22 protein-coding genes are annotated in these 24,494 nt (G+C 66.7%); 10 read left to right on the top strand and 12 right to left on the bottom strand.

All coding sequences use genetic code 11. The features are described from left to right. Positions 1–49: 49 nt before the first annotated feature. The gene (locus tag MKAN_RS03430) at positions 50–3,088 is read right to left on the bottom strand and encodes an ATP-binding protein (protein WP_023365158.1); all 3,039 of its coding nucleotides are present in this window, start codon (positions 3,086–3,088) and stop codon (positions 50–52) included. Positions 3,089–3,472: 384 nt separating this feature from the next. Here MKAN_RS03430 and MKAN_RS03425 point away from each other — a divergent pair, with 384 nt between their 5' ends. Both MKAN_RS03425 and MKAN_RS03420 read left to right on the top strand, forming a co-directional pair. Continuing rightward, positions 3,473–4,174 carry a haloacid dehalogenase type II gene (locus MKAN_RS03425; protein WP_023365156.1) on the top strand — a complete coding sequence of 234 codons (702 nt, stop codon included), beginning with the start codon at positions 3,473–3,475 and terminating at the stop codon, positions 4,172–4,174. Positions 4,175–4,300: 126 nt separating this feature from the next. Beyond that, complete coding sequence (locus tag MKAN_RS03420; protein WP_023365154.1) at positions 4,301–5,056, top strand: potassium channel family protein; 756 nt, start codon at positions 4,301–4,303, stop codon at positions 5,054–5,056. Here the strand turns inward: MKAN_RS03420 and MKAN_RS03415 are convergent. Together MKAN_RS03415 and MKAN_RS03410 are read right to left on the bottom strand one after the other, a co-directional pair. Then, a complete protein-coding gene (locus tag MKAN_RS03415; protein ID WP_023365152.1) occupies positions 5,022–5,354 on the bottom strand; it encodes a DUF202 domain-containing protein in 333 nt (110 codons plus the stop codon). The genes MKAN_RS03420 and MKAN_RS03415 overlap by 35 nt on opposite strands. Further along, positions 5,351–5,740: a YidH family protein gene (locus MKAN_RS03410; protein WP_023365150.1), complete on the bottom strand. Its 390-nt coding sequence runs from the start codon at positions 5,738–5,740 to the stop codon at positions 5,351–5,353. Before MKAN_RS03410 ends, MKAN_RS03415 begins: the two co-directional genes overlap by 4 nt. A gap of 304 nt (positions 5,741–6,044) precedes the next feature. Between MKAN_RS03410 and MKAN_RS03405 the strand changes: the two genes are divergently transcribed. Together MKAN_RS03405 and MKAN_RS03400 are read left to right on the top strand one after the other, a co-directional pair. Next, the gene (locus tag MKAN_RS03405; RefSeq protein ID WP_023365148.1) at positions 6,045–7,472 is read left to right on the top strand and encodes a cytochrome P450; all 1,428 of its coding nucleotides are present in this window, start codon (positions 6,045–6,047) and stop codon (positions 7,470–7,472) included. Next, positions 7,469–8,602 carry a sulfotransferase family protein gene (locus tag MKAN_RS03400; protein ID WP_036393341.1) on the top strand — a complete coding sequence of 378 codons (1,134 nt, stop codon included), beginning with the start codon at positions 7,469–7,471 and terminating at the stop codon, positions 8,600–8,602. The genes MKAN_RS03405 and MKAN_RS03400 overlap by 4 nt, the downstream gene beginning before the upstream one ends. A gap of 286 nt (positions 8,603–8,888) precedes the next feature. Here MKAN_RS03400 and MKAN_RS03395 read toward each other — a convergent pair whose 3' ends face one another. After that, on the bottom strand, positions 8,889–10,307 hold the full coding sequence (locus tag MKAN_RS03395; protein ID WP_023365144.1) for an ABC1 kinase family protein: 1,419 nt from the start codon (positions 10,305–10,307) through the stop codon (positions 8,889–8,891). Between the two features lie 46 nt (positions 10,308–10,353). On the opposite strand from MKAN_RS03395, the gene MKAN_RS03390 reads away from it, so the two are divergent. Beyond that, the gene (locus tag MKAN_RS03390; protein WP_023365142.1) at positions 10,354–11,184 is read left to right on the top strand and encodes a DUF5995 family protein; all 831 of its coding nucleotides are present in this window, start codon (positions 10,354–10,356) and stop codon (positions 11,182–11,184) included. On the opposite strand, the gene MKAN_RS03385 is transcribed toward MKAN_RS03390, so the two are convergent. Together MKAN_RS03385 and MKAN_RS03380 are read right to left on the bottom strand one after the other, a co-directional pair. Then, positions 11,178–11,690 (bottom strand): hypothetical protein, encoded by a 513-nt coding sequence (locus MKAN_RS03385; RefSeq protein WP_023365140.1) that lies wholly within the window; start codon positions 11,688–11,690, stop codon positions 11,178–11,180. The two genes, MKAN_RS03390 and MKAN_RS03385, sit on opposite strands and share 7 nt — an antisense overlap. A gap of 48 nt (positions 11,691–11,738) precedes the next feature. Then, positions 11,739–12,308, bottom strand: a complete 570-nt coding sequence (locus MKAN_RS03380) for an ester cyclase (protein ID WP_023365138.1) — start codon at positions 12,306–12,308, stop codon at positions 11,739–11,741. A gap of 107 nt (positions 12,309–12,415) precedes the next feature. Between MKAN_RS03380 and MKAN_RS03375 the strand changes: the two genes are divergently transcribed. Beyond that, positions 12,416–13,015, top strand: a complete 600-nt coding sequence (locus MKAN_RS03375) for a class I SAM-dependent methyltransferase (RefSeq protein ID WP_225722845.1) — start codon at positions 12,416–12,418, stop codon at positions 13,013–13,015. Here MKAN_RS03375 and MKAN_RS03370 read toward each other — a convergent pair. From MKAN_RS03370 to MKAN_RS03355, 4 genes are all read right to left on the bottom strand, one after another. Next, complete coding sequence (locus MKAN_RS03370; RefSeq protein ID WP_023365134.1) at positions 13,002–14,366, bottom strand: flavin monoamine oxidase family protein; 1,365 nt, start codon at positions 14,364–14,366, stop codon at positions 13,002–13,004. The genes MKAN_RS03375 and MKAN_RS03370 overlap by 14 nt on opposite strands. 1 nt (position 14,367) lies before the next feature. Next, positions 14,368–15,669, bottom strand: coding sequence for a cytochrome P450 (locus MKAN_RS03365; protein WP_023365132.1), 1,302 nt, complete (start codon positions 15,667–15,669; stop codon positions 14,368–14,370). 87 nt (positions 15,670–15,756) lie between these two features. Continuing rightward, a complete protein-coding gene (locus tag MKAN_RS03360; protein WP_036393347.1) occupies positions 15,757–16,137 on the bottom strand; it encodes an MmpS family transport accessory protein in 381 nt (126 codons plus the stop codon). Positions 16,138–16,158: 21 nt separating this feature from the next. Beyond that, on the bottom strand, positions 16,159–17,400 hold the full coding sequence (locus MKAN_RS03355; protein WP_036393096.1) for an MFS transporter: 1,242 nt from the start codon (positions 17,398–17,400) through the stop codon (positions 16,159–16,161). A 73-nt stretch (positions 17,401–17,473) separates the two neighbouring features. Between MKAN_RS03355 and MKAN_RS03350 the strand changes: the two genes are divergently transcribed. Together MKAN_RS03350 and MKAN_RS03345 are read left to right on the top strand one after the other, a co-directional pair. After that, positions 17,474–18,559, top strand: a complete 1,086-nt coding sequence (locus tag MKAN_RS03350; protein ID WP_023365126.1) for an NAD(P)H-dependent amine dehydrogenase family protein — start codon at positions 17,474–17,476, stop codon at positions 18,557–18,559. 112 nt (positions 18,560–18,671) lie between these two features. Next, positions 18,672–20,534 carry an Hsp70 family protein gene (locus MKAN_RS03345; protein ID WP_023365124.1) on the top strand — a complete coding sequence of 621 codons (1,863 nt, stop codon included), beginning with the start codon at positions 18,672–18,674 and terminating at the stop codon, positions 20,532–20,534. A 38-nt stretch (positions 20,535–20,572) separates the two neighbouring features. On the opposite strand, the gene MKAN_RS03340 is transcribed toward MKAN_RS03345, so the two are convergent. Further along, the gene (locus tag MKAN_RS03340; RefSeq protein WP_023365122.1) at positions 20,573–20,968 is read right to left on the bottom strand and encodes a hypothetical protein; all 396 of its coding nucleotides are present in this window, start codon (positions 20,966–20,968) and stop codon (positions 20,573–20,575) included. Between the two features lie 305 nt (positions 20,969–21,273). After that, a complete protein-coding gene (locus tag MKAN_RS03335; protein ID WP_023365120.1) occupies positions 21,274–22,227 on the bottom strand; it encodes an SDR family oxidoreductase in 954 nt (317 codons plus the stop codon). A gap of 83 nt (positions 22,228–22,310) precedes the next feature. On the opposite strand from MKAN_RS03335, the gene lnt reads away from it, so the two are divergent. Further along, on the top strand, positions 22,311–23,795 hold the full coding sequence (gene lnt / locus MKAN_RS03330) for an apolipoprotein N-acyltransferase (RefSeq protein WP_080674192.1): 1,485 nt from the start codon (positions 22,311–22,313) through the stop codon (positions 23,793–23,795). Further along, a complete protein-coding gene (locus MKAN_RS03325; RefSeq protein WP_023365116.1) occupies positions 23,792–24,490 on the top strand; it encodes an SHOCT domain-containing protein in 699 nt (232 codons plus the stop codon). The genes lnt and MKAN_RS03325 overlap by 4 nt, the downstream gene beginning before the upstream one ends. The last annotated feature ends 4 nt before the right edge of the window (positions 24,491–24,494 follow it).

Below are 24,494 nucleotides of genomic sequence, written 5' to 3'. Positions count from 1 at the left end.
CGCGGACCCCGCGCGTGCGACTCTGTGTCTGCTCGCGCACCGGGCCCCGCTAACCGCGTTGCGCATACCCGACAGCCTCCTCGGTGGACAGTCGAGCACCCTCCGCCCAGAAGGCATCGAAATCGCTCTGCCCCAACGCCTCTCGGACAGCGGTGACGGCAGCGTCGTACCCGGCTTGATACATCGGGAAGCGGGGGTGGCCCATGCGGCGCCGGATCGCCTCCGCCGCGCCCAGCAGACGCACCGCGTACGCATGGTTGTTGTCGTTGATAGCAAGGCGGGCAAGGCATTCCAGCGTGTCGTCCACTCGCAGGTATCCCTTGGTGCGGGCAGCGACGGTCAGGGCATCGTGGGCATCGCGTGCGGCCAGCTCCGGCTCGTCCTGCGCCATTGCGATAAACGCCCGCGCCAGTAGCGCCATCATGCGATACCAACCGGGCACCACGGCGAGCATCTCGTCGGCGAAACGCCGAGCAGCGCTCGGGTCGCCGCACGCCAACCAGGCCTCGGGCAACGGCGCGACGCTCCTGGTGAACACCTCGCGGAGCGGATTGGTCTGCTGTAGGGCCGTCTCGGCTGCTTTCCTGGCCGCCGCGGCGTCGCCGCGCGCCAGGGCAGCATTGGCAAACACCGAGTACACCGCGTCGGCGAAGTAACCGCCCATCGTGGTTGCTGCCTGCAGCGCGGACTGCGCTGCCGCGTGTGCAGCGTCAGCCTGGCCGTGGAATCCGAGCACCTCGCTGAGGCTCACGTAACTGAAGACCGCCATGGTGAGGTCACCGACCGCCTCGGCCTCCTCGGTCACCGAACGAGCTACCTTGGCCGCGTGGTCGAGGTTCCCTTGAATCATCAACGCGGTGCTCAGCCACGCCCGGCAGTTCCGCGAGAAGAACCGGTCGCCCAGCGCGTCGGCGAGCTCACGTCCCTGTTCGGCGGCCGCGATCGCCGGGACGGGTTCGCCGCGCATGACCGCCGCGGTCGCCTGATAGCTGAAGATTTGGCACAGGCTTCGCCGATCACCGATTGCGCGGACCAGATCGATCGCCTCGTCGAAGTAGGGCTGGGACAGCTCGGGGTCGTAGAGGGCAAGCATTCCGCAGGCGATCAGGGCGCGGGCAATTAGTGCGGGGTCGCCGAGGTCGCGCGCCACCGCCAGCGCCTCCTGCGCTTGGCCCAGCTCCGCCGGTATTCCGACCCAGCTGGCGAGGATGCAGTACTGGGCCACCGCTCCCGCCCACACCGCCGGTGCTATTGCCGAGTGATCCTCGTCGACCAAAATGGCCGATAGCCCGGCCAGCGCTTCCTGAACGCGTCCGCCCCGTAACCACAAGGGCCGCAACGACAAAATGAGTTGCAGGGCGGTATCGAAGTCCCCGCTCTCCCGGCTCCGAGTGAATGCCGCTCGCAGATTGTCGATTTCGGTTTGTGCCCAATGCAGCAGCCGCTCATCGGCCCAGTGACCCTGCGCCTCCGCGTCGGTGGCCATACCCGTGTAGTAGTCGCGGTGCCGGGTGCGCACCTCGTCGGTCTCACCGGACTCGTCGAGCTTTTCCAGCGCGTACTGGCGCACGGTTTCCAGCAACCGGTATCGCATCCCGTCGCCGGTGTCGTCGGCAACGACCAGAGACTTGTCGACCAACAGGCCCAGTTGGTCAAGAAGCTGGTAGCTTTCGACTGCGGTGCCGGCGCCGACGGCTTGGGCGGCGTCGAGATCAAATCCACCGGCGAACACCGCGAGCCGGCGGAACAGCACCCGCTCGGGTTCGGTCAACAGCGCATGCGACCAATCCACCGAGGCCCGCAGTGTCTGCTGGCGGGGCAGCGCGGTGCGCGCACCCCCGGTGAGCAATCGGAACCGGTCATGCAGGCCGTCCACGATCTGCCGCAACGACAGCGCCCGAATACGCGCCGCAGCAAGCTCGATCGCCAGCGGCATGCCGTCCAGGCGTCGGCAGATCTCTTCGACCAGCGCGATATTTTCGTCGTCGACACCGAACTCGGGGCGAGCGTGGCGGGCGCGGTCGGTGAACAACTCGACCGCCTCGCCGGTCACCGACAGCGACGGCACCCACCAGCTCAGCTCGCCGGGCACCCCCAGCGGCTCCCGGCTGGTGGCCAGGATGGTCAATCGCGGGCACCCCGCCAGCAGCGCGACCACCATGGTCCCGCACCCGTCGAGCAGATGCTCGCAATTGTCAAGCAGCAGCAGGGCTTTGCGCTCGCCGAGGAATCGGACCAGCAAGTCCATGGTGGAGCGTCCCGGTTGATCGGGCAGACCCAACGTGCGTGCGACGGTCACCGGTGCAACCTCAGGGATGGTGATGGGAGCCAGGTCCACGTACCAGAGCCCTTCGGGAAACTCGGTAGTGAGTTGGGAGCCGACCTGTACCGCAAGGCGGGTCTTGCCGGCACCCCCGGCCCCGGTCAACGTCACCAGCCGCTCGCCGGTCAACAGCCGGCGCAACTCCGCCATTTCGGCCTGGCGCCCGACGAAAGTCGTCAACTGAGCTGGAAGATTATGTGACGCACCAGCATTGCGGATGCGAAGCGGCGGGAAGTCGTTGCGCAAGTCGGGATGGCACAGCTGGACGACGCGTTCCGGGCGTGGCAGATCCCGCAATGGGTGGTTGCCCAGATCGGCCAGCCACACCCCGTCGGGGAGATGATCGACCACCAGCGGCTCGGTGGCCCCGGACAGCACGGTTTGGCCACCATGCGCGAGATCGCGCAGCCGCGCGGTGCGGTTGATCGTCGGCCCGGCGTAGTTGGCCTCGTCGCGCAACTGAATCTCGCCGGTGTGGATCCCGATGCGCAGCCTTATCGGGGCCAGCGGCGCTCGCTGCAACTCCAACGCGCAGGCCAGCGCGTCGCTGGCGCGGGCGAAGGCGGCCACAAAACTGTCACCCTCGCCCTGTTCCAGCGGGCGTACCCCGTCGTGCGCGGCGATGGCCTCGTCGACGGTGCGGTTGAGCTGGGCCAGCGCGGCGGTCATCGTCTCGGGCTGGGTTTCCCACAGCCGCGTCGAGCCCTCGACATCAGCCAGCAGCAGCGTCACCGTTCCGGTCGGCAGCAACTTGCTCACGCCCATTCATCCCAGGTCAGCGGCGGATCCCCGCGTGTTGGCTCATGGTATCCAGCGCCCGGGGGCCGACGGCGAAGAACTCGCGCAGTAGTGACCGCAAGCGCTGGTGTGCGAGCGGCGGCAGTGGGGCGGACGTGTCCTCGGCGATACCCGGGGTCGCGAGCCACCTGCGTGAGAAGGAAAGATATTTCCTGACCGTGATTCAAAGTCGCAGGCCTGGGCTCGAGACATTGTCGCGGCGGCACCGGCCGGCGCGACACTTGCCGCCGTCATCAGGCCAAATATCGAAATTCGCATAGCTCGTCAAAGCACCCCTGCGACGCTGCGGTAACGCGCCGTGATTGGCGGTCCGCCGGCCTGTGGTTTGCGGCCAGGCTGCATGATGAACCCATGGTGAAAGCGATCATTTTCGACGTGCAAGGGACGGCGACGGATTTCCATTCGACCGTCTGTGAGGAAGCTCAGCGGATCAGCGCCGGCCGACACCCCGGCGTCGACTGGGCCGAGGTAGTCACTCGGTGGCGTGCCGGTTACTTCACCACGTTGAAGGCCGCACCGAGCGAGCATGGCAAGTGGATCTCGGTGTCCTCGGTGTATCGACGCTCCCTCGACACGGTCCTCGACGAATCCGGAATCACCGATTTCTCCGCCGCCGAGCGCGACGAACTCACCCTGGCCTGGCAGCGCCTGAGGCCGTGGCCCGACACGGTGGCCGGACTGACCCGGCTGAAACGGGACTACACGCTAGCCACCCTGTCGAACGCCGACGTCAGTGCGGTGATCAACATTTCCAAACGGGCGGGTTTGCCGTGGGATGCGATCTTCGCCGCGGAGATGGTGGGGGCGTTCAAACCCGATCCGGCCGTCTACCACATGGCCGCAACCTACCTGGGACTCGAACCCGCCGAGATCATGATGGTGGCAAGTCACAAGTACGACATCCGTGCCGCGGCCGAACTCGGGTTCCGCACCGCTTTTGTCGCTCGCCCGCTGGAATTCGGTCCCGGCGGTGACGCCGATGTGGCTTACGAAGACGAGTTCGACATCAACGCCGCCGATTTCCTCGATCTTGCCGATCAGCTCGGCTGCTAACTGTCCTATCATCGAAAGAAGCGCCACGGCAATGGAATTGGGCCGATCCGTTGCTGCATTCACGGCGCGCTACGTTATAGCGAGCAGAAGTTTTGGACCGATACCCCACTCGGAGGCCCAGCCGAAATGACCGAGCCATCGAAAGTTGAGCTTTGGCAGCAGCGCACCGAATGGCCACTTGCCGTGGTGGCTGTCGCATTCCTGGCCATCTACTCGGTGGAAGTGCTCTACCAGCCGCACGGCGACGAGGCGCGTATTCTGTGGGCCGCGAGCTGGGTCGCCTGGAGCGTCTTCGTCGTCGATTACCTCATTAGGTTGGCGCTCGCACCCGATCGCCGGCAATGGTTCGTCCAGCACATCTTCGACCTGCTCATCGTGGCGTTGCCCATGATGCGGCCGCTACGGTTGCTGCGGTTGGTGGTGCTCGTCGGCGCGTTGCAGAAGGCCGTGGGCAATGCCGTTCGCGGGCGAATCCTCATCTATACGGTCTCGGGTATCTCGCTGTTGGTCTACGTCACATCGCTGGCCATCCTCGACCAGGAACGCGGCCACCCGGGTGCCACCATCAACTCCTTCGGGAAGGCCTTGTGGTGGGCGACCACGACGGTGACGACCGTAAGCTACGGCAACCTATACCCGGTTACCGTTACCGGCCGGGTAATCGCCGTGTCGCTGATGATCGGCGGCATCAGTCTGATCGGCGTGGTGACCGCATCGGTTGCGTCGTGGATAGTGCAGCGGGTGGCCGAGACCGATTCGGAGAATCGTGCCGCTACGGCCGCGCAGATCGAGGAGCTTCGCGCCGAGATCCGGATATTGACCGAACAATTGCGCCGCGATCAAGCCGCTACAGCAGTTGGGCAGCCGCGGTCACGACCATGAGCACCAGCACCGCCGTACCGACGATGTAAACCTGGCGGCGGGCAGTGATTCGGGTCTGCCTCGGGCGGCTCAGCGTTCGCTGCCGCTGCCAGGCGATCGCGTAGCCGCACGAGGCCGCAAGGGCGGCCAGGCCGGCCGGGATCAACGCCGCCGCTCCGTCGTGGCCGTGCAGATTCTTGAGCGTCAGCAACACCCCGTTGACCAGCAATGCGAACGACGTCCGGGTCCAGGCCAGCGTCGTCCGTTCCGCCTGCAGCCCGCGATCCGATGTCCCGCCCGGCGCTGCCGGCCGGCTCAACCCCGGACCGCCTGGACGATCACCAAACCGAGCGCGACGATCCCAACCAGGGCCAGACCCACGGCAAGGTATGCGGGCGTGGGGTGACGGGGCAACGGCAGGCCGCGGCGCATGGCTCGGTCAGCCTGCCGCCAGCGCAGCAGGCCCATGCCGCTGGTGAGGATTGCCAGTGCCGCGAGCGCCACACCCAACATCCGGCGGGCGCCGGGGATCACCAGCTCCGGGACGAGTTGCACCAGCGCGACCGCCGCGGCGAGCAGTCCCAAGGCGGTGCGCTGCCAAGCCAGGAACGTCCGCTCGTTGGCCAGGGTGAACCGGTAGTCGGGCTCGGTCTCGGCTGGGCTGTCAGCGCCCTGCGCGCCGGCGGGCGTGTGGTGATCGGCCACGGGGCAACTCCCAGAGAAAGTCGGGGGACAGGCGCTCGACGTCGACCGAGTGTAGCCAGGACCCGGGCGGTGGCGCGGTGAAACGCTCTGCTGACAAACGACTCCGATCCGGTGGTCGCCCGGTCCGATCGGCGTGACGTCTGCGCCGAAATGTCTTCGGCTCGCATTTAGTCGGCCTAAGCACCTGACCAGCAGTTTCGGCTTCGTGTCGGTTTGCCGAACTGGCCACCCACCGCCTGGCCCGCCGCTACTCTGTCAATGTTCCGGAGCTGCTTGGGCCTGTGTAGGCCGGTATCGGAGGGTCATGACCAGTTCCGAGGTGGCGATGCCGCGCGCTGGATGCCCGATGGCGCGTGGCCTACCCGGCCGCGGGCCGACCGCGTACGGCTCGACTCGGTCTTCATCCGGTTGGTTTGATCTCCAGCGGAACGCGCTGTGGCGCGACGCGCGGGTGGTCGGGACCTATGGCCCGGAGGTTGCGATGCGACTCGCGCTCAGGGCCGCCGGCAAGGTCCGGTCGCGGCTGGACGTCAAGCGTTCCCAAAAGCAGGTGCAGTTCACCGATTTCGATCCGTTCGATCCGGTGACAGCCGCCGACCCCTACCCGCATTACCGGGAGCTGCTGGCGGGCGAGCGGGTCCAATACAACCCCAAACGCGACGTCTACATCGTGAGTCGTTACACCGACGTCCGTGAAGCTGCGCGCAACCACCACGCGTTGTCCAGCGCCGGCGGAGTCACCTTTTCCCGCGGGTGCCTGCCCTTCCTGCCCACCTCTGACCCGCCGACACACACCCGGTTGCGCAAGCAGCTGGCACCGAGTATGGCGCGCGGGGCGGTGGAGTCATGGCGTCCGATGATCGACCGACTGGCCCACGAGTTGGTCGCCGAACTACTGACCCGGACGCCCGCGGACGTCGTCGCCACCGTGGCCGCACCGCTGCCGATGCGCACCATCACCGCTGTTCTGGGCGTGCCGGGACCCGACGAGGGCATGTTCTGCCGCTTGTCCAACCAGGCGGCTCGGATCACCGACGTCAACCTGTCGGCTTCCGGGCTGGTTTCGCTTGCACAGGGCTTCACCGGTTTTCGGCGATTGCGGGCGCTCTTCACGCAGCGGCGCGCCACTGGGCTACTGGGCGAGCACACCGTCTTCGGCAGGCTCGCCGCGCATGCCGAGCACGGTCGCCTCAGCGATGACGAACTCTTCTTTTTCGCGGTGTTGTTGCTGGTTGCCGGCTATGAGAGCACCGCGCATATGATCAGCACGTTGTTTCTCACGCTGACCGAGTTTCCCGATCAGCTCAGCCTCCTGGCGCGCCGACCCGATTTGATACCTTCGGCGATCGAGGAGCAACTTCGTTTCGTGTCTCCGATCCAGAACATCTGCCGCACAACGCGAGTCGACTATCCCGTCGGCGGGGCGGTCATCCCGGCAGGCTCGCTGGTGCTGCTGGCGTGGGGCGCTGCGAATCGCGACCCGCGCCAGTACGACGACCCGGACGTCTTTCGTGCCGACCGCAACCCGACCGGTCATCTTGCGTTCGGCTCCGGCATCCACCTGTGTCCCGGAACCCAGCTGGCGCGGATGGAGGGCCACGCCGTGCTACGCGAGATCGTCACCAACATCGACCGGATAGACGTGGTTGAGCCCCCGGCATGGACGACGAACGCCAACCTTCGCGGCCCGACTCGGCTCCGGGTTGCCGTGACACCCCGCGCATCTCGATGAAGACGCCCCGCTCATGGTGGCATGAGTGGGCGGCGCCGCTGTGGATCGGCTGCAATTTCTCCGCCTGGACGCGCCTGCTGATCCATAACCGCTTCGCCGTGCACTGGAGCCGCTGGCACTTCGCGGTCCTCTACACGTTTCTCAGCGTCGTGAATTCTGTTCTGGGAGTTTGCCAGCAGGCCACGCTCGGCAGGCGCGTGGCCGAAACGGTGGTCGCCGATCCGCCGGTGTTCATCGTCGGGCACTGGCGTACCGGCACCACGTTGCTGCACGAACTGCTGATCCTCGACGATCACCACACCGCGCCTACCGGCTACGAATGCCTTGCGCCGCAGCATTTCCTGTTGACCGAGTGGTTCGCGCGCTGGGTGGGCTTCCTGGTGCCCACGCATCGGCCCATGGACAACATGGAGTTGAGCTTGCAGCACCCCCAGGAAGACGAATTCATCTGGTGCGTGCAGGGACTGCCGTCGCCGTACCTGGCCATCGCCTTCCCCAACCGGCCGCTGGCGCACGAACGGTATGTGGACTTGGAGCAATTGACGCCGCGAGAGCTGGAAGCGTGGAAACGAACCCTGTTCCGGTTCGTCCAGCAGCTGTACTTCCGCCGGCGCAAGACGGTGATCCTGAAAAACCCCATCCACAGTTTCCGGATCAAAGTGCTGCTGGACGTTTTTCCGCAAGCGAAGTTCATCCACATCGTCCGAGACCCGTATGTCGTTTACCCGTCGACCATTCACCTTCACAAAGCGTTCACCCGGATACACGCCCTGCAGCGTCCGACGTTCGCGGGGCTGGACGACAAAGTGCTGTCCACCTACGTCGACCTGTACCGGAAACTGGAGGAAGGACGCAAACTTGTTGCCCCGTCGCGCTTTTACGAATTGCGCTATGAGGACCTGATCGCCGATCCCGAAGGTCAGCTGTGCCGACTATACGAGCACCTGGGACTGGGCGACTTCGAGCGGCTGCGGCCGCGGCTGCGCCGGTATTTCGCCGAGCGGGCGGACTACGAAACCAACACCTACCAATTGACGGCCGAACAACGGGCGACCGTCACACAACACTGGGGCGAAGTCATCGACCGTTACGGGTACCGGCAAACCGACACGTCGGCCGCCCACGGCTGACGGCTGACCAGATCGGGCGATCTGGACCCGTCCGTGCTCGAACCGCCGGTGGCCTGGGATGCGCATCGAGAACCACGATGCGCAGACCCACCGCCCGGCAGATGAGGCGCGTAACGGCGCGGGAACCAGGTGGACGAGGAGGCGGCAACGCGCGCGGTATGTGGGTGGGTGAGCGGTACGTGATGGCACCCGAATCGTGCAGTCAACAGCACTCTGGGCGCAGACTGGACGCCCTGGATGCGGACTCGTGCGTCAAGCGCCCGGGCAACGACGGGCGGGTCAGCCTTTAGGGATGGTCGTGGCGGTCCAACCCGAACGGCAGACCGCGCCCGCTTACCCAGGCGCGATGCTGCTTGCCCAGCGGTGTGATCGGGTCCGCGACGCCGTCGAGGTCATCGGCGATCGAGCGGGCGTGCACGCTGGCCCCGAGCATGGCGCATATTGCGTTGACGTTGAGGCTGATTCGCGACATGAAGACCAGGTCATCGGGCAGCGACATCCGGCGAACCGGGTGGTCTGGTGACAGTGGGACCAGTGCCCGTAGCGCTCGCCGCGAGGTGTCCCTGGTAAAGGTGACCGGCTGCGGGCCCAGGGCCTCCTGAAGGATCTCGGCCCACCATTGGTACACCTGGGCAGCGCTCAGGCCGGAATCGGCAGTCAGAAAGCCGGCGTCCACCATGAACTCGCGCAGCTGGTGAGCTCGTCCGTCCAGGGCGGCCCGGACCGTATGCATGTATTTGTGGCGAAACGGCTCGGGAACGACCTTCACACAGCCGAAGTCGAGAAAGCCGACCCGCCCGTCGGAGCCGAACCGGTAGTTACCGGGGTGCGGATCGGCGTGAAACAGATTCGCGTGGCGGGCCGAACCGGTGGCAAACCGCAAGATGGCCTCGGCCCAGCAGTTCTTGAGCTCCTGTTCCGCATCTTGGGCTGCAGCCCAATCCATTCCGTCCAGATAGGTCATCGTCAACACCCGATCACCTGATGCTTCGGCAACGACATCCGGGATCCGGATGAACGGGTGGTCACGGTACAGCCCGGCGAACGCGGCGATGTTGGCCGCTTCGTGGCGGTAGTCGATTTCCTCGCCGATGCGAGCGGCGACCTCGCGTGCGGCCCGCTTGACATCGGTCTGAATCACGTTGCCCAATGTCGTGGACACCAGCCGCAAGAAGCTTGCGAGCAATTCGGTGTTGGCCAGATCGTCGCGGATGGCTTCGGCCGCGCCCGGGTACTGGATTTTGACCGCCACTCGTCGACCATCGGGCAGCACTGCCCGGTGCACCTGCCCGATGGAGGCAGCAGCCATCGGCTCGTCGGCGAACTCGGCGAAGACCTCCTCGGCCGGCCGGCCAAGATCGGCCTGCAGCACCTCGCGAGCCAGGGCCGGATCCATCGGCGGGGCATCGGCCTGCAGGTGCGCCAACGCGGCCTGGTAACCGGAGAACTGGCCGTTACCAACCCAACTCGTGTCCATCACGGACAGAATCTGTCCGGCTTTCATCAGCACGCCCTTGGAGCGGCCCAGTAGCTCCGAGTACCTTGCGGCGGTGCGTTCGTGGAAGCGGGCGACGGCGCCGGTGTCGCCGGTCTTCTCGCGCAGTCCCGCCACCATGCGCCCGCCGGCGGCCCGGGCCGCGAAACCGGCCAACGGCATGGTCCGCCGGATCCGCCCCTGCGGGACCGGGTTGTCACTGTTTGCCATAGTGACCCTCCCGCGGCCGCTGCGATTGGACGCGTGAAACCGCCTGATGATGCTACCCGTGGTCGCCTGGCGTTGGATACTAAACGGCATGCCGCCCCCGCTACCGCGCATCGACAGTCTGGACGACATCGTCAGCGCGCTGCAGTCGATCATCGACTGGTCCGTTGACACGGCCAACCCGGCCGGATATTTCGCTGTCATGTACAAGCGGTCGACTATCGCGATCGGTGATGCCGTTCATCGGGGAGTGTTCAAGGACGGACCCCGTACAACCCGGTTTGGTTTGACGTTCGCGCGGCGGTATTTCGATGCCCTGCACCGCTATTTCGGCGGCGGCACTGGCAATCCGTCGCAGGTGTGGCAAGCCGCCTTCGAGACAAACGATAGCGATGAGCCAATCGTGTTGCAGCACATGCTCACCGCGATGAACGCGCACGACACCTTCGATCTGGGCATTACCGCCGCCGAAACCGCCGGTGATTCGTTGGAGTCGCTGCGCAACGACTTCGACGCGGTCAATGCCATTCTGGTGAGCCAGGCCAACGTCATAGCCGACGCCACGGAACAGATTTCGCCGGGCTTTGCCCGCTACCGCAGGCAGTTGACCGGCGACGACATCGGCCTACTCACTGCAGAACTGCGGCAATCTCGGGACATGGCATGGACATTCGCGCAACAGCTGCTGGCCGAGCCGGAGAGCAACCGCTCCAAAGTCATTGATGACCACGATACGATTTTTGCCTGGTGGATCAGACGCCACCTGAACCCGCCACCGCCGTTGTCGGAATGGGTCGAGGCGATTGCGCGGGAAGAAAGCCGCGACACGGCCCACAACATACGTGTCCTCGACCAGGCCGCATCGAGAGCGCGTCAGTGACGTGCGGATCCGGTGAGAAGCTGACCGTTTGGTGCTTGCAGTAGGCAGATGACGGTGCTGGGAGTGGGATTGGCCCCGGTTCTGTCTTGGTTGGAGTCGATCAGATAGGTCACCGAATATGCGCCGCTGTCGACGGATTGCCCGGTGTAAGACCCGATCCCGGCGGCACATTCTCGGTTTGCGACGGCGCTGATGGCGTTGTCCACCGCAACCGGCGCACGCAGATAGACCTCGGCCACATGCGGTGTCGCACAATCGACCACGGTGACGGTGATCCGGCTGAGGTCGGCCGGAGGCAGGTCGGCCACGCACTCGCCGACCTGCAGGGCGATCCATTTCTCGGTGCGTGGTCGCGGCGAGGTGGGTGATGTAGTACCGAGCGCGGTCGCCGCTGGCGGCGTACCGCCGGCCGGGCTGGGACCGGCTTTGACGCCGTTGATGGCACAGCCCGCCAACAGCGCGGCCGCCGACAGGCCGCACACCGTATGACGGATTCTTTGGTTCATCGCAGCGGGACTCTCAGTATCGGGACCTCGGTGCGAAAGCGTACCCGCCTAGGTCCCGGCTTCGGCGAAGGCCGGCGGCGCGGTGTCGGTCAATGCGGGGTCGGGTTGCTGCGACGACATCGTCAGCAGGCCACGCAGGCAGCGTGCGGCCAATAGCCAATTCGCCGGTTTCTTCAGGCCCAGGCCGCCGACCAACTGTTTGATCATCGTCAGCGTGTCGAAGTAAATACGTTCGCAGACAAGCGTTTCGGCGTCGTCGAAGATGAAGTACGCGGTCATCCGGACCCGGAACCGGCTGCCGGTGGGCGGGATCTTGCCGAGGTAGCCCCGGTGGGTCCCCATCAGCCAGAATTCGACGACCACCGCATCGGCGCTGTGGCGCAACGCGATGAGTTCATGGTCCTGGTCGGGGAACGCCGTCCGGGTGTAGGTGTAGTAGCCACGCACCGCCTGGTTGCCGTCGTGGACGGTCATTTGTGGGATCAGCTCGTAATGGGGATGCGGGAACGTCGACAGCACGGCGTCCCAGTCGTGGCGGACCTCGTCATGGAAGTGGTCGAGCACCAGCTTCTGCCGGGCAGCCAGCACGTCGGCGGCGGGGAATGCGGGACTGGCCATGCTTGAGGGTAAACGCTGCAGCCGGCGCCATCGGGTGGTGGCATCCACCGGCGCCGCGCCAGCGGGTCGCCCACCCTCCGAGAGGTTTTCACGGCACAATGATCGCCGTGCAGCTGCCTTCGCCACCGGGTCTCGGGGACGCGTTGAACGTCATGCGGCCGAAGGCCCGGTTGCGCGGGCAGGCCGGAGCGCTCGAGGGCTATCTCGACGAGGGGGACAGCGTGCTCGACGTCGGGTGCGGAACCGGCTATCTGTCGGCGTATCTGCATGAGATGTACGGGGTGGACGCCAGCGGCGTGGACGTGCAGGACTCGCGCCGGACCCAGATCCCGTTCCGCCTGTTCGACGGCACCTCAATTCCTGTTCAAGGCAAGTCATTTGACCATGCGTTGCTCAGTGAGGTGCTGCATCACAGCCATGATCCCCTGGCGCTGATCAAGGAGTGTCACCGGGTCGCGCGGCGCAGCATCATTGTGTTCGAGGACATGCCACAGGGCCGCACCGGCAAGTTGATCCTCCGTGCGCACGTGGAAGCGTTCGCCCGCTACTATCGCTACCCATTCCGCCCGGCCAACGTCGATGCGTATCGCCGTGCGCTGGAGTGGTTGGGCCACAACGCATCCTGCGTCGCACGGACCCCGCAGCCGCCGGAATGGCTGCGCGTATACCCGCGGGTGCTGCTGGTATATGCGGTCAAGCCACCGTGAGCGTCTCGGTCGTCATGACTTCGCTGGCGGCCCGCTCACCGGAGCGAATCGCGCCATCGATCCAGCCGCACATAGTGGCCGATGTCTCGGTGCCCGCCCAGTGGATGCGCCCGCACGGCCTGCGTAGTGCATGCCCGAACTGGGTGAGCACGCCCGGGGGCGCGTGGCTGATCATCCCGCCCCCGGAATAGCGCTCACGGCTCCAGTTCTGCTCCACGTAGTCCACCGGCCTTCCGGCCTTGGTGCCGAACCGGTCCACCAGGGCGTCGAGCACCGCCTGACGGCGCCCGGCCTCATCAAGGCGCTCGTATTGCCGCGCAATGGGACCCTCGATGACCACAACCAGCACGCCGGGGCCGCCGGTGTCGGGGCAGCCGTCGATGGTGAGCGTCGCCAGCGATCCCGGCGCGGCGCTTTGGCCGGAGAGGCCGTCGCTGCGCCAGAACGGTTCGTCGTAGACGGTCGAGATCTTGACCACCGCACCGCTGGGCATCCGCTGGTGCAAGAAGGACCGATCGGTGGGAAGCATTGGCGCATAAGCGATGTGGCTGGCGATAGCCAGCGGCACCGCGACGATTGCCCGCCGCGCCCGCACCGTCATACCGTCCGACTGCACGGTGACCCCGTCGGCGTCCTGGGTGATGGAGCGTACCGGCTGGGACAGCCGGATCACGTCACCCAGCTCGGCGGCCATCGGCCCGTAGATCGCTCCCATGCCGCCGACCGGGCGGGAGTCCTGTGAGCCGCCCTCGCCACCCAGTACGAAACCGGGCCCTCCGCCGGACGCCATCTGATATAGGACGAACAGCATGGACACCTCGGAAGCATCCGAGGTGTAGGTGCCGGCGATCGCGGTTTCCAGCAGGTCGTGCGCGGCCTTGGACACGAGGTTCTTGCGCAGCCACTGGGCCAACGTCATGCGATCCCATCGCGCGGCCTTCTTGGCTTCCCATGGCGCCTCGAGGGGAATCGTCTTGCACATCTGGGTGAGCTCGAACATCGCCGCGCCCAGATTCAGCGACGCCCACGGGCTCAGCGTCCACGGGACCGTGCCCTGGTAGCGATATTGCTTGGCGTCGACGACCATCATCGCCTCGCCGCCGGTGTACTGCTTGAAGCTCGCGACCCCGAATTCTTTCATCAGCGCATGGATTCGGTCCTGGGTCGGCCCGATCCAGGCGCCGCCCTTGTCGATCCAGGACCCGTCGTCACGCTGGACGGTGAAGGTGCGCCCGCCCACGCGGTCGCGCGCCTCGAGCAATGTCACCGAATGGCCGGCCTGTTTGAGCCGAAGCGCCGCGGTCAGGCCAGCGAACCCGCCGCCCACCACGCAGACATCGACGTCGGCCACCTCAGCGACTCCAGGCCACCGGCAGGCGTTTGATGCCGTGAATGAACTGCGACAGCAACCGGGCCGGCTCCTCGGTCACGACGACGTCGGGCATTTGCCGGCGCAATTCGTCGAACACCACCCTGATCTCGCGGCGAGCCAGGTTGGCCCCCAGGCAGAAATGCGCGCCGCCACCGCCGAAGCCCAGGTGCGGGTTGGGATCGCGCGCCACGTCGAACCGCCACGGATCGGCGAACTTCGACTCATCGCGGTTGGCCGAGCAGTACCACAGTGAGACCTTGTCGCCGGCGGCCATCGTGACGCCTCGGAGTTCGACGTCCTCGCTGAGGGTGCGGCGCATGTAGACCACCGGAGAGGCCCACCGCACGATCTCCTCGACCGCGGTATGCGCCAGCTCGTCGTAGTTCGACCACCACTTCGCCCGTTGCTCCGGATACCGCGACAACGCCAGCATGCCGTGGCTGATCGCATTGCGGGTGGTCTCGTTGCCCGCGACCACCAGCAGGATGAAGAACATCGCGATTTCTGAGGACGACAGCCGCTCGCCGTCGACTTCGGCTTCCACCAGGCTCGTCGTCAGATCGTTGTGATGGTTGACGCGGCGGTCGTCGGCCAGTGCGGTGGCGTAGGCCCCGATGTCCATCGAAACCTGAAGAAACTCTTCGAAATCAGTCGTCAGATCGGGGTCGCCGAACCCGAGAATCACATTGGTCCAATGAAATATCCGATGGTGGTCCTCTTCGGGAATGCCCATCATGTCGCAGATGATCTGCAACGGCAGCGGCCCGGCTAGTTCGCTGACCAGGTCGGCTTGGCCGTCGGGATGGTTGCTGATCATCGCCGCGACCAGCCGCTGCGCGCGGTCGCGCACCGACGCCTCGATGCGCGCGACCACCTTCGGGGTGAAAGCCCTGCTGACAATCGAGCGCAGCCGCTGGTGCCGTGGATCGTCGAGCACGATCATCGAACCGAAATACTCGGCTAATTCCGGGGTCTGGTCGTTGATCGTGATGTTGGGGGAGGAATGGAAGACCTCCGGGTGACGGCTGGCGAAGAAGACGTCGTCGTGGCGGGTCAGTGCCCAATGTCCGGCGCCGCCGGTGAATCCCGGCAATTCGAGCGCCGGCCAGAACGAGACCGGGGCTTCCCGCCGCAACGTGGCGAAGGCGCCGTCGCGAAAGTCGTCGTCGCGGCCCCAGAATTCCAGCGAACCCAGGTCGACGTCGGAGAGCGGAACCTCCGGCGGCGGCGTCCCGTTGGCCCGGGGCAGCAGGCCGGCATTGCGGTCAGTCTTGAGGTCCACCGTGCTCCTCCTTTGTCCCGCTTCGTCCTTGAAGGGTGACATTGGCGAGCTTAGACCGCCAGCGGCCGGATTAGTGACCCGGCAATGTCAATGCGTGCAGACCGTGTGTCCGGGCGCGCCCGTCGCCGTCTGCTGCGTCACCACGTTGCCGTCGAGCAGAATTCTGCACGTGATGCTGCCCGGCCCCTGCGCGCTGAGCACGAACACCTGAGCGCCGAAGGCGGTGAACTGCGTCGACCATGGCAGGCCCACATTGACCGCACGCTTCTGACCGGTGTGGGTTTGGTACGAGATGTACTCGGCGACACCGCTGCCACTCACCTCGTAGCGGACCTGCGGTAGCTGAGGAAGTGGATCCGCGTCTGCCAGACCACACGTGGCCGTGAAGCCGATGCCGAGAGCGCACACCGCGGCGGGTCCGCTCAGGCGTTTGAGGTGACGTAGCTTGGCTGCCGATCGACTGGTCATGGTTGTCCATCGTGTCACCACTTAGGACGGCGTGAAAGGGGTTTGGGCAGGCGTCGACGCCGCAGCGCGCGGTAACCCGATCGTGAACATGCTGAGCAGCGCAACCAGCTGTATTGCGACCACCACCACGACTACCGTGCCGGTGGAGATTTCGTAAAGCCAGCCGACGAGGGCGCCACCGGCCGCGCTTGCCGCACCCAGTCCGGCCGCGAACACACCGTAAGCGCTGGCTCGCCGCGGGGCGGTGACCATGTCGGCGACCACCGCCCGCAGCGTGGATTCCTGGATCCCCACGGCCGCACCCCACAACAGCGCGCCCACTACCACCATCGCGGTGTTGCCGCTGAAGGCGAACAAGACCACCATGCTCGACAGAAGCGGCAGTGCCGCAAGGCTTTTCCCGCCAAACCGGTCGTAGCTGTAGCCGGAAACCAGGGCGGCCAGCGCATCGGCCGCCATCGCGGCCGCGTAGACCACCGGCACCGCGGCAGCGCTCAGCAAGCCGTGGGTGACCATGTGAAACGACAGCAACCCAAACGTGGCGAAGCCGGACATGGTGATCGCGGTGAATCCACAGTACAGCCAGAACCGTGGCGGTAACTCCCAGAACCGTTGCGCTACAACACCATCGGGCGATACTGCGGAAGCCGCTGGCGCTTCATAGGAGTCCGGATGCGGCACCCGGACCCGCAGCCACAGCAGCAGCGCCAGCGCCGCCGCACCCGGCAGCGCCAGCACCCCGAGCGCGGGCGCGTAGTCGTTGCCGGTGACGGCAAGCACCCCCGCCACGGTCAACGGGCCGATCACCGCCCCCACCTGGTCGAGCGCCTCGTGCACGGCAAAGCCGCGGCCGCGACCGGTGACACTGGCGGCGTGCGACAGCAACGTGTCCTTGGCCGGACTGCGCACCGCCTTGCCGACACGCTCGGCGATCACCAAGCTGCAGGCGACCCACAATGCACCCGCTACTCCCAGCAGTGGAACCGTGATCAGCGTCAGCGCGTAGCCGGCGACCGTCCACGCCCAGAACCGTCGGGTTCGATCTGCCAGGGGACCCGATACCAACCGCAGCGCCAACGCGGCGGCCTCGCCGATGCCGGTCACCACGCCGACCACCAGTCCGGTCGCGCCCAGGGACGCCAGCAGCGGACCGGTTATCGACCGCGCGCCCTCGTAGACGAAGTCGGCGAGCAAGCTGACCACGCCGAACACCGCGACGAAGCGCCACGCACTCAACGCTGGCCGGCCTCGCACCGCTCCGATGCTAGAGGTGTCCCAGCCTTGCCCTGGCTTGCGGCCTCGCGTCGCTTAGGGTGAAGCCGGGAGGTGGCGGTTCATGTCGCAACGGGACACAAAGCGAATAGTCGTCTGGGGCAGCGGCTTCGTCGGCAAGATGGTGATCGCCGAAATTGTCAAGCATCCGCTGTTCGAACTGGTCGGGGTCGGCGTCAGCAACCCCGACAAGGTCGGGCGCGACGTCGGCGACATCTGCGGGCTGCCCGAGCCGGTGGGCATCGTCGCCACCGACGACGTCGACGCCCTGATCGCGCTCAAGCCTGACGCATTGGTGCACTACGGACCGACGGCGATGCAGGCCGACGCCAACATCGCCGTGATCACCCGGTTCCTGCGGGCCGGCATCGACGTGTGCTCGACCGCGATGACGCCGTGGATCTGGCCGACGATGCACCTGAACCCTCCGCAGTGGATCCAGCCCATCACCGAGGCGTGCGAGCTGGGGGAGTCGTCCTGCTTCACCACCGGCATCGACCCGGGATTCGCCAACGACCTGTTTCCGATGACTCTGATGGGGTTGTGTTCGGAGGTGCGGCGAGTGCGCGCCGCCGAGCTGCTGGACTACACCAACTACGAAGGCGACTACGAGAAAGAAATGGGCATCGGGCGGGAGCCCGAATTCAGCCCGATCCTGGAAAACCGCGACGTGTTGATTTTCGCGTGGGGCGCCACCGTGCCGATGATCGCCCACGCCGCCGGGATCATGCTCGACGAGATCACCACCACCTGGGACAAGTGGGTGACGCCCACCGAGCGTCATTCGGTGAAGGGCGTCATCAAGCCCGGCCAGGTCGCCGCCGTCCGCTTCACCATCAACGGCATCTACCGGGGCGAGACGCGCATTCAACTCGAGCACGTCAACCGCATCGGCCGCGACGCCGCACCCGACTGGCCCTCCGGTCACGACGACGACGTCTACCGGGTGGACATCGACGGAACCCCCAGCATCTTCCAGGAAACCGCGTTCCGGTTCACCGACGGCTCGGGCCGCGATGCCGCCACCGCCGGGTGCCTGGCGACCGGGATGCGGGCGCTCAACGCCGTCCCGGCCGTCAACGGCCTGTCTCCGGGCTGGGTCACCGCGCTGGACCTGCCCCTGATTCCCGGCGCCGGCACCATCCGCTGAGCCATGTCGTTATACAGCTCGCGCATAGCCGGCGCAAAGAACGGCTATAGGTGTAGACGGCACAATTTCGGGTAGGCGGGCGCGGGGGCGCGCAGCCGGACGGGGACAAACCATGGCAGAAGGACCACGGCCCGCACTGGGGCTGTCGATCGGTGCCACCAATCTGGCGGCAGTTACCGCCGACCACGCCATCATCCGCAAGCCCGTGCTGACCTTGTATCGGCAGCGCCCCCCCGAGGTCGGACTGCCGTCGGAAAACCCGAGACTGGATCAGCCCGGCCTGGTCATGAGCGACTTCGTGGACCGGGTGGGGGACCCGGTCGGCATCGTCGCGGCCGACGGTTCGATGCACCGCAGCGAGGCTCTGGTGGTCGACAGTCTACGGGCGCTGGCCTACACGGCCACCGGTGGGCGGGCCCTGCCCGACGACGTCGCACTGACCTATCCCGCCCACTGGGGGCCGGCCGCGGTCGACGCGTTGGGTGCCGCGCTGAGCCGGGTGCCGGAATGGTCGCACGACGCCCAGCCACTGCTGATCCCCGATGCGGCGGCCGCGCTGTTCGCGATGCGGGCCAACCCCGGCATACCGGCCCGCGGCATCGTCGCGGTCTGCGACTTCGGTGGCAGCGGGACCAGCATGACGCTGGTCGATGCGGCCGGCGATTATCAGCCGGTCGCCGCGACGGTGCGCCATCGAGACTTCTCCGGCGATCTGATCGATCAGGCGCTGCTGACCTATGTGATGTCGGAGATGCCGGCCACCGGTTCATTCGACCCGTCCGGGACTGCCGCCATCGGCTCGTTGAACCGGCTGCGGATCGAATGCCGCCACGCCAAGGAACGGCTCTCCCACAGCACGGTGACCACCCTGGCCGACGAGCTGCCGGGGGGACATGGCGAAATCCGGCTCACCCGAAACGAGCTCGACGAGACCATTCGCGAGTTGTTGGACGGTGTCGCCGCGGTTATGGAACAGACGTTGGCGCAAATCGGGATTCATACGGCAGATCTGGTTGCGATCGTTTCCGTCGGGGGCGGGGCCAACATCGCGTCGGTCACCACCACGCTGTCGGGGCGATTTGGCGTTCCGGTGGTCACGGCGCCGCGCCCGCAGCTGACCGCCGCAATCGGCGCGGCGTTACGGGCGGCCCGGGGACCCGCCGATACCAGTGCGACGGTGTTGACCTCGGCTCCGCCGATCGCCGCGACGGCACTGGCGCCGCTGGCCCCGCTGGCACCGGGTGGCGCGGATGCGCCCGCGTCGGCAGTGCAGCCCGCGCTGGCCTGGTCGGAAGCCGAGGAAGATTCCCACGTCATGCCCGTGCCCGGCGGTGACTACGCGGATGCCGGCGGTTCCGGCTACACCTCTGCCCGCCCGCAGCTGGCGTTCGAGCATGACACGCCCCCGGAGTCGAAGCCTGAGCCGCCGGTCATCCCATGGTATCGCCTGCCGGCGGTGATCATCGTCAGCACGGTCGTCGCGGTGCTGCTGGTCGGCACCGCGGTGGCGATCGCGCTGGGCTCCAGCGACAAGCCCGCGACACGCCCGCCGGGGGTGAGTCCGGCGCCGACTACTTCCGCGCCTGCCCCGCCGCCGCCAACCGAGGGGAGCCCGGAGCCGGCGCCGCCACCGCCCGGCACCCAAGAACCGGCGCCGCAAGCGCCGCCGCCGGCACCGCCGTCGACCCAGGCACCGCCTCCTACCGCCGAAACGACACCACCGCCCCCGACGACGACCCAACCGCCGGAAAGCACGACGCCCCCGACGACGGCACCGCCGACGACCACCCAGCCGCCGGCAACGACCCAGCCGCCGGCAACGACCCAGCCGCCGGCAACGACCCAGCCGCCGGCCACCACCCAGGCACCGCCAACCCAGCAAGTGCCGGCAGTGCCGCAGATCCCGCCGATTCCGGCCATCCCGCAGATCCCCGGCATCGGCTTCCCGCAGATACCCCAGGTTCCCGGGCTCTAGACCCGGTGATCTCGAGCCAGGCAGCGCGTCGGTTCGTCCTAGCCCGCGGCTGTCTCATCCCGGGCTGACTTGAGCACTTCCTCGTTGTAGGCCTTGTCCTTGTCCAGATTCTCCGCGACCTGCTTGTCTTCGTCTGTTTCATCGTTGTCTGCCTTGGCTTTTGCCGCCGGCGAGTCCGTGTCGTCGGCGTATCGGGGATGGCCGTGTTCGTCGAGCCAGTCCCCGACCGCCGTACCGGTAATGGTCTTGCCGGAGCCGGGCAACACCAGCGTCGGCCGGTCCTCATAGGCCGTCATCATTTCGGCCGCTGTTTCCTTGGCTTCGTCGCTGGGTTCCGGCACCTCGGAGGTATCCGGTTTCCCGCCGTCGCTGCTGCTGCCGGCCCGTTGCCGGTGATCGCTGCGGCCGGCGGCCTGCTCGTCGTGCGCAGTCATGCCCGTGCCCCTTTGCAGTTGCCGTTTGTGACCGACCCCTCAATGCCGGTTACCCAATGCGGCGCTGGATCGAAACGCCTGCCGGTACGCAGGTGGTTGTCCCCGCGACACTGCGGCCACACGCACGACACGCCGATGGCGGTCGCAGTGGCTGCAGTTCCGATGAATACACAACCACCGAGACCGGTCCGGGTAAACGCCGCGCAGCATGCACCGACACGCCCGTCGCGCCATGGCGATCAGCGAATCATCCTGCGCGCCAGCCCTTTTTGGTTGGGGCTTCGCCGACCGCCGGTTTCGGCCTATCAGGCCGGAGTCGGATACCTGACCCCCGTGAGACGCTCGGAAACCTCCCAGAGACGTCGGCAGTCAGCGTCGTTGCGGGCCCGGGCGGGCACCTTGGCCTCGGTGACGCCGCCTCCGGCTGCCTCGTAAAAGCCCCGGGGGCCGTAGAACGCGCCGCCCTCAGCCTGCGGGGTGGCGGCCGCATACAGCGCGGGCAGTATCCCCTCGTCGATCTCCTGCCAAAAGAACGGAGTCAAACGCCACGACGCCTGGTATAGCCGCTGCATCAGCGCCGGCTTTTCCCGGCCGTGCGAAGGTCCGCTGATCTGAAGGTTGGTCTTGGTCAACCCGGGGTGGGCGGCGTTGGACTTGATCCCCCAGCCGGCCTCGCGGCTGCGGCGGTCCAGCTCGCGAGCGAACATCAGCACTGCCAACTTCGACTGTCCGTAGGCCGTCATGGGGGCGTAGGACTTTTCGAACTGCAAGTCGTCGAAGTGGATACGGCCGCGCCGTGCCGCCAAGCTGCTCAGCGAGACCACCCGCGCGGCCGGCGTCGCGCGCAGCAGCGGCAGCACATGGGCGGTCAGCGCGAAGTGACCGAGATGGTTACTGCCGAACTGCAATTCGAAGCCGTCGGCGGTGGTGTCGCGTTCGGGTGGGGTCATGACGCCGGCGTTGTTGATCAGAATGTCGATCGGGCGGCCTTCGGAGTTCAATTGCTCACCCAGCGCGGCGACAGAGGCCAGCGACGACAGGTCGAGCGCCTTGATGGTCAGCTTGGCGTCGGGAACCGCGGTGCGGATCTGCTCGATCGCCGCCTCACCCTTGGCGCGGTTGCGGATTGCCATCACCACCTCGGCGCCGGACGCCGACAGCCGTCGGGCCAGCCCGAACCCCAGACCGCTGTTGGCGCCGGTGACGACGGCGAGCTTCCCGGACAGATCGGGCACCGCGGCGATCAGATCGTTAGCCATGCGTTTCACTCCTTTTCCGGTGGCGCCTGTCCAGTGTCCTCTTTTCCTCGCCGACCCAGAATCCGACCGGCATGCTGAACACCATGGCCCTCCATTCGGGAACGTGCCGGCGGCGCGTCCCCGGATGGGCGGTGGCGTTGGTCCTCGGCACGCTACCGGCGTTGGCTTTCCCGGCGCCATCGTGGTGGTGGCTGGCGTGGTTCGCGGTGGTGCCGCTGCTGCTGGTGGTGCGGGCCGCTGCCACATCGTGGGACGGAGCCGTGCGGGCCTGCTGGGGTATTGGCGGGTTTGTGCTGACCACTCAATACTGGCTGGCGACCAGCACCGGTCCGCTGTTGGCGGTGTACGCCATGGGACTCGGTGCCTTGTGGCTGCCGTGGGGATGGATCGCCCACCGGCTGCTGTCGGCGCCCGTGACCGCCGCCCGCATGGCTGCCGCGGTGGTGGTGCTGCCCAGCGCGTGGGTGGCGGCCGAAGCGGTGCGGGCGTGGCCCCCGTTGGGCGGTCCGTGGGCGTTGTTGGGGGCGTCGCAGTGGAATCAGCCCGTCACGCTGGCGACGGCGTCCTTGGGCGGAGTCTGGCTGACGAGCTTTCTGGTGGTCGCTGCCAATGCCGCCATCGCCGTCGCGATCGTGCACCACGGGCCGATGCGGCTGGTCGCGCTGGGGTGTGCGGTGGCGTGCGCGGGACTGGGACCGGTGTGGTATCTGCTGGGCCCGGCGCCCGCATCCGGTCCGACTGTGCGAGTCGCGCTCGTACAGCCCGGCGACATCGACGATTCGACCGCCCGTGAGGCGGCCAGTGAGGCGATCACGGCCACCCTCGTGGGCGAACGGGTGGACTTGGTGGTCTGGGGCGAAAGCAGCGTGGGGCAGGATCTCACCAGACATCCCGAGGTGCTGGCCCGCCTGGCGGAGTTGTCCCGGCGGGTGGGCGCCGAGCTCCTGGTCAACGTCGATGCGGCAGCGCCGGGCGGGGGCATCTACAAGTCGTCGGTACTCGTGGGTGCAGGCGGAGTGCTCGGCAGTTACCACAAGACCCGTCTGGTGCCGTTCGGCGAATATGTGCCGCTGCGGCCGCTGGTCGGCTGGGTCACCCGCCACAGCAAGGCCGCCGCCGAAGACCGGAAGCGGGGAGCCGGGCCGGTGGTGCTGTCTGCCGGTGGTCTCGATATCGGACCGCTGATCAGCTACGAGACGACGTTTTCCGATCTGGCGCGGCGCGAAGCACTGCTGGGGGCCGAGTTGTTGGCGTACCAGAGTTCCACCTCGACATTTCAAGGCAGTTGGGCGCAGCCGCAATTGGCCGCGCAACCCGCGGTGCGGGCGGTCGAGGCGGGCCGCCCGGCGGTGCATGCCGGGTTGTCCGGCGACAGTTCGGCCTTCGACGTCCGGGGGCACCGGCTGGCGTGGTGCCCGTCGGATTTCCGGGGCGCCGTTGTGGTCAGCGTTCCGTTGGGCTCGAGCACCACGGTGTACCAACGGCTGGGGGATTGGGTGCCGGTGACCGCGTTTGTGGTGCTGATCGGTGCCGCGGTGTTGCGCTGGCGTGCCAAACTGCGTGGATGAACAGCAGACGGGCCGCCAAGATTTCGCTGACCCTGGCCATTGTGACGTTGGTGGTATCGGTGGGCGGCTTCATCACCACATTGGTGCTCAACGCATTTTTTCTGGACAAGTACAACGCTTACGGCGAAGTGCCCATCCCGGGCTCGGACAGCATCCACCTGCCGGCGGGCGAAGTCACCGTCAGCCTGCACACCGTGGTCATCGGCGGCACCAACGGCACCGGCCTGCCCGTCCCGCCGTTGGGCATCTCCATCGACCCGCCCGAGGGTGCGCCGCAACCACGTCTCACCGAAAGTATCGGCAGCACAACGACGGTCAACAACGACGCGCATGTGCGGGTGTGGATTGTCCAGGTTCCGGTCGAAGGCACCTACCGCGTGACAACCGAGGGCCAGGTCGGCGGATACATCAACCCGCGACTGGCTTTCGGCCACCAGAGCTCCTACGGCTATCTGGTATGGGTATTCGTCGCCGTCTTCGTCGTCGGCCTGCTGGATCTGGCGTTGTCGGTGATGTGGTTGAGTCGCAGCCGGCCCAGGGTGGTGTCGCCGGCTGGGTGGTCGGTGCCCGTCGAACCCAGCGACGAGGGGGTCAAGCTCGAGCGCATCAAAACGATTGCCGCGCTGCGTGATTCAGGTGCGCTGACCGAAAGCGAGTTCGAGTCCGAGAAGCGCCGGATTCTTCAGGGACACTAACCGG

It is taken from the genome of Mycobacterium kansasii ATCC 12478, assembly GCF_000157895.3.
Taxonomy (GTDB): Bacteria; Actinomycetota; Actinomycetes; order Mycobacteriales; family Mycobacteriaceae; genus Mycobacterium; species Mycobacterium kansasii.
Note: the sequence above shows the minus strand (reverse complement) of the source record. Positions and strands in the feature narration are given on the sequence as shown.

Coding starts and splice junctions, on each gene's coding strand:
- MKAN_RS03360 (WP_036393347.1), bottom strand. CDS start 16,137: ATGACCAGTCGATCGGCAGCCAAGCTACGTCACCTCAAACGCCTGAGC.
- MKAN_RS03340 (WP_023365122.1), bottom strand. CDS start 20,968: ATGACTGCGCACGACGAGCAGGCCGCCGGCCGCAGCGATCACCGGCAA.
- MKAN_RS03345 (WP_023365124.1), top strand. CDS start 18,672: ATGGCAGAAGGACCACGGCCCGCACTGGGGCTGTCGATCGGTGCCACC.
- MKAN_RS03420 (WP_023365154.1), top strand. CDS start 4,301: ATGACCGAGCCATCGAAAGTTGAGCTTTGGCAGCAGCGCACCGAATGG.
- lnt (WP_080674192.1), top strand. CDS start 22,311: ATGGCCCTCCATTCGGGAACGTGCCGGCGGCGCGTCCCCGGATGGGCG.
- MKAN_RS03395 (WP_023365144.1), bottom strand. CDS start 10,307: ATGGCAAACAGTGACAACCCGGTCCCGCAGGGGCGGATCCGGCGGACC.
- MKAN_RS03325 (WP_023365116.1), top strand. CDS start 23,792: ATGAACAGCAGACGGGCCGCCAAGATTTCGCTGACCCTGGCCATTGTG.
- MKAN_RS03405 (WP_023365148.1), top strand. CDS start 6,045: ATGACCAGTTCCGAGGTGGCGATGCCGCGCGCTGGATGCCCGATGGCG.
- MKAN_RS03380 (WP_023365138.1), bottom strand. CDS start 12,308: ATGGCCAGTCCCGCATTCCCCGCCGCCGACGTGCTGGCTGCCCGGCAG.
- MKAN_RS03335 (WP_023365120.1), bottom strand. CDS start 22,227: ATGGCTAACGATCTGATCGCCGCGGTGCCCGATCTGTCCGGGAAGCTC.
- MKAN_RS03390 (WP_023365142.1), top strand. CDS start 10,354: ATGATGCTACCCGTGGTCGCCTGGCGTTGGATACTAAACGGCATGCCG.
- MKAN_RS03400 (WP_036393341.1), top strand. CDS start 7,469: ATGAAGACGCCCCGCTCATGGTGGCATGAGTGGGCGGCGCCGCTGTGG.
- MKAN_RS03425 (WP_023365156.1), top strand. CDS start 3,473: ATGGTGAAAGCGATCATTTTCGACGTGCAAGGGACGGCGACGGATTTC.
- MKAN_RS03350 (WP_023365126.1), top strand. CDS start 17,474: ATGTCGCAACGGGACACAAAGCGAATAGTCGTCTGGGGCAGCGGCTTC.
- MKAN_RS03430 (WP_023365158.1), bottom strand. CDS start 3,088: ATGGGCGTGAGCAAGTTGCTGCCGACCGGAACGGTGACGCTGCTGCTG.
- MKAN_RS03385 (WP_023365140.1), bottom strand. CDS start 11,690: ATGAACCAAAGAATCCGTCATACGGTGTGCGGCCTGTCGGCGGCCGCG.